The following is a 4331-nucleotide window of genomic DNA, read 5'->3' on the forward strand; positions in this document are numbered from 1 at the left end:
CGCCAGCACGTTGCGGTGGGCAATCGCCACGCCCTTCGGCTTGCCGGTGGAACCGGAGGTGTAGATCACGTAGGCCAGGTTCTGCGCAGCCACGCCCACCTGCGGGTTGTGTTGCGGGTAATCGTGGCACTGGTCGGCGAACACGGTCTGCACGCCGGCCTGCGGCTCCAGCACGTCGGCCAGGGTCAGCAAGACCTTGGCCTGGCTGTCATCGAGCATGTAGGCCACGCGCTCGGCCGGGTAGTCCGGGTCCAGCGGCACGTAGGTGCCACCGGCCTTGAGCACGGCCAGCAGTGCAGTGAGCAGCGCTGCCGAGCGTGGCACGGCGACGCCGACGCGCACCTCGGGGCCAACGCCCAGTTCGATCAGGCGGTGGGCCAGCTGGTTGGCGCGGGCATTGACCTGGGCGTAGCTGTAGCGTTGCTCGCCATCGATCAGGGCCAGGGCGTGCGGCGTGGCCTCGGCGCGGGCTTCGATCTGCTGGTGGATGCAACGGTCCTGCGGGTAATCCAGGGCGTTGGCGTTCCAGGTGACGAACTGCTGTTCGCGCTCCTGCGCGCCGATCAGGCTCAAGGCTGCCAGCGGCTGGCTGGCGTTCTCGAGCATGCCCAGCAACAGGTTGCCCAGGTGCCCGGCCAGGCGCTCGATGGCAGCGCGGCTGAAGGCATCGCAGGCGTAGCTGTATTGCACGTTGAGGGTATCGCCGGCACTCACCAGCAAGGTCAGCGGGTAGCCGGTCTGCTCGCGCATGCGGCTGGCGCCCATGCGCAGCTCCTGCGGCGACTCCTGCTCCAGCGCCTCGGACACCGGGTAGTTCTCGAACACCAGGATGCTGTCGAACAGCGCTTCACCGCCCAGCCCGGCCAGGCGCTGCACGTCGTACAGCGCGCTGTGCTCGTACTCGCGCAGGCTCAGGTTGTCCGCTTGCAGGCTTTGCAGCATGTCTTCCAGCGACTGCTCGGCGGCCGGCGCGGCGATCACCGGCAGGGTGTTGATGAACAGGCCGATCTGCTGCTCGATGCCCGGCAAGCCGGCCGGGCGGCCGGAGACGGTGGCACCGAAGCACACGGTCGACTGCCCGGTGTAGCGCTGCAACAGCAGCAGCCAGGCAGCTTGCACCAGGGTGTTGAGGGTGACCTTGCGGGCCTTGGCGAAGGCGCTCAGGCGCTCGCTGAGCGGGCCTTCGAACACCTGGAAGTGGTCGGCATAACCCTCGCCCTCGCCTGCCCCGCACAGGCCGGCCAGGCGGGTCGGCGCCTCCAGCCCCTGCAGGCGCTCCTGCCAGAAGCGGGTGACCTGGCCGGCATCCTGGCGTTGCAGCCAGCCGATGTAGTCGGCATAGCGGCCCAGGCCACGGGCCGGCTCAAGGCCTGCGTAGCGCTGCATCACCTCGCCCAGCAACTGCGAGTTGCTCCAGCCGTCCATGAGGATGTGGTGATGGGTGTAGATCAGCTGGTAACGGCTCTGGTCGCAACGCACCAGCTGCAGGCGCAGCAACGGCGCCTGGGCCAGGTCGAAGCCCTGGGCACGGTCGGCGTCGGCCAGGGCCTGCAATGCGGCCTGCTGGTCGTCGCGCTCGCGCCAGTCGAGCACGCTCATCGGTACCGCGACTTCGCGCAGCACCACCTGCACCGGGTGCGGCAGGCTGCCTTGCCAGTGGAAGCCGGTGCGCAGGATGTCGTGGCTGTCCAGCGCCGCCTGCCAGGCCTGGCGGAAGCGCTCGGGGTCGAGCCCATCGACCTCCAGGGTCATCTGGTTGATGTAGTCACCCGCCGAATGCTCGTACAGGGTGTGGAACAGCATGCCCTGCTGCATCGGCGAAAGCCGGTAGACATCGCGCAGTTGGCGCGGGTCGAGCGGCAGGTCGTCGAGCTGGGCCTGGTCGAGGCCGCTCAGCGGGAAGTCGGCCGGGGTCACGCCGCTGTTGCCCTCGCTGCAGCAATGGCGCACCAGCTCGGCCAGCTCGGCGCTGTAGGCGTCGGCCAGGCGCTGCACCGTGGCGCTGTCGTACATCGCGCGGCTGAAGGTCCAGCCCAGTTCCAGTTCGCCGTTGTAGACCTGGCCATTGAGGGTCAGCCAGTTGCCCAGCGGCGCATCGAGGCCCTGGTCGCGGCCGGCGACTTCATCGGCCGGGGCGAACAGCGCCTGCTCGTCGTCGAAGCTGGCATCGAACTGGCCCAGGTAGTTGAAGGTGATGCGCGGCACCGGCAAGGCTGCCAGGGCCTGCTGCACCTCGGGCGCGCCCAGGTGACGCAAGGCACCGAAGCCCAAGCCCTTGTCAGGAATGGCGCGCAGCTGCTCCTTGACCGCCTTGATCGACTCGCCCAGGCCCTCGGTCGCCGCCAGGCGCACCGGGTACAGGCTGGTGAACCAGCCCAGGGTACGGGTCAGGTCGACCTCGTCGAACAGCGCCTCGCGGCCATGGCCTTCCAGCTGCAGCAGCATCGCCTGCTCGCCGGTCCAGCGCTGCACCACACGGGCCAGGGCGGTCAGCAGCAGGTCATTGACCTGGGTGCGGTAGGCCGCCGGAGCGTCCTGCAGCAGTTGGCGGGTCAGCGCCTTGTCCAGGTGGCTGCTGACGCTGTCGGCATCGGCGTTCTGCCGGCTGCCGTCGGGGCGGTCGCAAGGAATGTCGTGAGCCACACCTTGCAACTGGGTTTGCCAGTACTGCAGCTGGGCCTGCATGGCCGGGCTGCGGGTGTGCTCGCGCAGGCGCTCGGCCCAGGCCTTGACCGAGCTGGTCTTGGCCGGCAGTTGCACGGCCTGGCCGGCCTGCAGCTGGTTGTAGGCAGTTTGCAGGTCTTCGAACAGGATGCGCCAGGACACGCCGTCGATGGCCAGGTGGTGGATCACCAGGTACAGGCGCTGCTCGCCCTCGCCCAGGTTGGCCAGCACGGCGCGCAGCAGCGGGCCGCCGGCCAGGTCCAGGCTCAGCTGAGCTTCGCTGCCCAGGGCTTGCAGGTCGGTGCAGTCGCGCACCCACAGCAGGTCCTGAGGGGCGCGCTCGGCGAAGCGTGCCTGCCAACCATCGGCGCCCTGGACGAAGCTCAGGCGCAGGGCGTCATGGTGCTCGACCAGCGCCTGCAGGGCACGCGCCAGCAGTGCGGTATCCAGTGGCTGCGCTGGGCGCAGCAGCACCGACTGGTTCCAGTGGTGGCGCTTGACCACCGGCATGTCGAAGAACGCCTGGTGGATCGGCAGCAGCGGCATCTCGCCCTGCACCGGGCCCTGGTCGATCTGCGCCTGGGCTTCGCCCTGCTGGGCGACGCTGGCCAGGCCTTGTACGGTCTGGTGCTGGAACAGCTCTTTCGGGGTGAAGCGGATGCCCGCCTGGCGGGCGCGGCTGACCACCTGGATGGAGATGATCGAATCACCGCCCAGCTCGAAGAAGTTGTCGGCCAGGCCGACGCGCTCGACTTTCAGCACGTCCTGCCAGATGGCGGCGATGCGCTGTTCCAGTTCGCTGCGCGGGGCCACGTAGGCCTGTTGCGCCTGGCTGGCGTCCGGCGCTGGCAGCGCCTTGCGGTCCAGCTTGCCGTTGGCGGTCAGTGGCAGTGCATCCAGTTGCAGCAGGTGTGCCGGGACCATGTAGTCCGGCAGGGTTTCTTTCAGGCGGGCGCGCAGCACTTCGCGCAGGCCGTCTTCGACAGCGCCTTTAGGTACGACATAACCCACCAGTTGCGTGCCCAGCGGGCCGTTGTACGCCAACACCACGGCGCTGGCCACCTCTGGCTGCTCCAGCAGGCGTGCTTCGATCTCGCCCAGCTCGATACGGAAACCGCGGATCTTCACTTGCTGGTCGATCCGGCCGATGTACTCGATCACGCCGTCGGCGTGGTAGCGCGCCAGGTCGCCGGTGCGGTACAGGCGCTCGCCAGTGTTGCCGAACAGGTCGGGGATGAAGCGGGTAGCGGTCAAATCGCCACGGTTCAGGTAGCCACGGGCCAGGCCGGCACGGCCGACGTACAGCTCGCCAGTGCAACCCTTGGCCACCGGGTTCAGGTCAGCATCCAGCACGTACCACGACAGGTCCGGAATCGGCGCGCCAATCGGGCTGCTCGCTTCCAGCTCAAGATCCGCCAGGCTCAACGGACGGTAGGTGACGTGCACCGTAGTTTCGGTGATGCCGTACATGTTGATCAGGCGTGGGGCGTTGTCGCCAAAACGCTCGAACCACGGGCGCAGGCTCTTCACGTCCAGCGCTTCGCCGCCGAACACCACGTGGCGCAGGTTCAGTTGCGGGTCCTGACTATTGAGCGCCTCGTGCATCAGCGCCTTGAACGCCGACGGGGTCTGGTTGAGCACCGTCACCCCTTCCCGGCCCAGCAGGT

The 4331-nt window shown here is 68.3% G+C and carries 1 protein-coding gene; it reads right to left on the reverse strand.

Annotated elements, in window-relative coordinates; genetic code table 11:
* A partial coding sequence (locus ACQ4N9_RS26345) for a condensation domain-containing protein (protein ID WP_430934090.1) occupies positions 1–4331 on the reverse strand: 4331 nt, incomplete at both ends.

The organism is Pseudomonas sp. ES1, assembly GCF_050586605.1.
GTDB lineage: Bacteria > Pseudomonadota > Gammaproteobacteria > Pseudomonadales > Pseudomonadaceae > Aquipseudomonas > Aquipseudomonas sichuanensis.